The organism is Streptomyces botrytidirepellens, from assembly GCF_003721215.1.
Classification (GTDB): domain Bacteria; phylum Actinomycetota; class Actinomycetes; order Streptomycetales; family Streptomycetaceae; genus Streptomyces; species Streptomyces himastatinicus.
In genome coordinates, this window is record NZ_RIBZ01000496.1 from 1 (window position 1) to 2,091 (window position 2,091).

Here is a 2,091-nt window from a genome sequence, read left to right on the forward strand (position 1 = left end):
CGCTGCGGCGCGGGCGGGCCGCGGCGCCGTCACGGGCGTGACCGGCGGTGGCGGCCGCGCGGGCGAGCAGCACGGCGGTGACCGCGGCCAGCTCCTCGGCGTCGGCGTGGCCCTTCTCGACCCGGACCAGGGTGGCCGCCGTGGCGGCGGTATCGGCGATGTCGGTGGGCGTGCTCACGGTGTCTTCGTCTCCCTCGTGGGCGTTACTGCGGCGGGTTGCCGTGCTTGCGGGACGGCAGGTCGGCGTGCTTGTCGCGCAGCATCGCCAGGGACCGGATCAGGACCTCACGGGTTTCGGACGGGTCGATGACGTCGTCCACCAGGCCCCGCTCGGCCGCGTAGTAGGGGTGCATCAGCTCGGACTTGTACTCCTTGACCATGCGCGCGCGCATGGCCTCGGGGTCGTCCGCGTCGGCGATCTGACGGCGGAAGATCACGTTGGCGGCGCCCTCGGCGCCCATCACCGCGATCTCGTTGGTCGGCCAGGCGTAGGTCAGGTCGGCACCGATGGACTGGGAGTCCATGACGATGTACGCGCCGCCGTACGCCTTGCGCAGGATGACCGAGATCCGCGGCACGGTCGCGTTGCAGTACGCGTACAGCATCTTGGCGCCGTGCCGGATGATCCCGCCGTGCTCCTGGTCGACGCCGGGCAGGAAGCCGGGCACGTCGAGGAAGGTGATCAGCGGGATGTTGAACGCGTCGCACATCTGGATGAAGCGCGCGGACTTCTCCGACGCCTCGATGTCCAGCACTCCGGCCAGCGACTGCGGCTGGTTGGCGATGATGCCCACGACCTGGCCGTCGAGCCGGGTCAGCGCGCAGATGATGTTGGTCGCCCAGCGCTCGTGGACCTCCAGGTACTCGCCGTCGTCGACGATCTCCTCGATGACCTTGCGCATGTCGTACGGGCGGTTGCCGTCGGCCGGGACGAGGTCGAGCAGCGACTCGCCGCGCCGGTCGGCCGGGTCGTCGGCCTCGGCGACCGGCGGGTTCTCCCGGTTGTTCTGCGGCAGCAGCGAGAGGAGGTAGCGCACCTCCTCCAGGCAGGTCTCCTCGTCGTCGTACGCGAAGTGGCACACGCCCGAGGTCTCGGCGTGCACGTCCGCGCCGCCCAGGCCGTTCTGGGTGACCTTCTCCCCGGTCACCGCCTGGACCACATCGGGTCCGGTGATGAACATCTGGGACGTCTCGCGGACCATGAACACGAAGTCCGTGAGCGCCGGGGAGTAGGCGGCGCCACCGGCGCACGGGCCGAGCATCACGCTGATCTGCGGGATGACGCCGGACGCCTTGGTGTTGCGCTGGAAGATGCCGCCGTAGCCCGCGAGCGCCGAGACGCCCTCCTGGATGCGGGCCCCGGCGCCGTCGTTGAGGGACACCAGCGGCGCCCCGGCCGAGATGGCCATGTCCATGATTTTGTGGATCTTGGTGGCGTGGGCCTCGCCCAGCGCTCCGCCGAAGATCCGGAAGTCGTGTGCGTACACGAACACCGTCCGCCCGTGGACGGTCCCCCAGCCGGTGACGACCCCGTCGGTGTAGGGCTTCTTCGCCTCGAGCCCGAATCCGGTCGCGCGGTGCCGCCGCAGCGGCTCCACCTCGTTGAAGGACCCCTCGTCCAGCAGGAGATCGATCCGCTCGCGAGCCGTCAGCTTGCCCTTGGCCTTCTGGGCCTCGGTCGCCCGCTCGCTCGGGCCGCGCCGAGCCTGCTCGCGGATCGCGTGCAGCTCGGCGACGCGCCCGCGGACGTCACTCGCCACTTCGGGCGCACCTTCGAGATTGGTCATGGAACGACGGTACGTTCCCCGACCCCCGGAAACGCATGTCAATTCCATACAACGTCGGGCCCGTTTTCGTGGGCAGGCGGAACAGAACTGGACAGCGGATTTCCCCTTACCTGGGACCCGCAAGGGTGGAGAGCCCTGTCGGCACCCCACAATCTTGTGGGCGACAGCCCGTAACCGGTGGGCTTTACCACCCGGATGGTCGGCAGCCGGGCGGATGCCGGCCCCTAGGGGACGTCTTGTCGATCATGGTGTGAGCCAGATGAGTGTGCTGGCCAGGGTGAGGACTGCGTGGAAGCGGTCGGGC

Annotated in this window: 2 protein-coding genes; both read right to left on the minus strand. The window is 69.5% G+C overall.

What is annotated here, in order from left to right; all coding sequences use genetic code 11:
• A partial coding sequence (locus tag EEJ42_RS31935) for an acyl-CoA carboxylase epsilon subunit (RefSeq protein WP_184503368.1) occupies positions 1-178 on the minus strand: 178 nt, incomplete at its 3' end.
• Between the two features lie 25 nt (positions 179-203).
• The gene (locus tag EEJ42_RS31940; RefSeq protein WP_123105381.1) at positions 204-1,787 is read right to left on the minus strand and encodes an acyl-CoA carboxylase subunit beta; all 1,584 of its coding nucleotides are present in this window, start codon (positions 1,785-1,787) and stop codon (positions 204-206) included.
• Positions 1,788-2,091: the final 304 nt, after the last annotated feature.

Excerpts from the sequence above, each read along its gene's own strand:
- EEJ42_RS31940 (WP_123105381.1), bottom strand. The coding sequence starts at position 1,787 with ATGACCAATCTCGAAGGTGCGCCCGAAGTGGCGAGTGACGTCCGCGGG.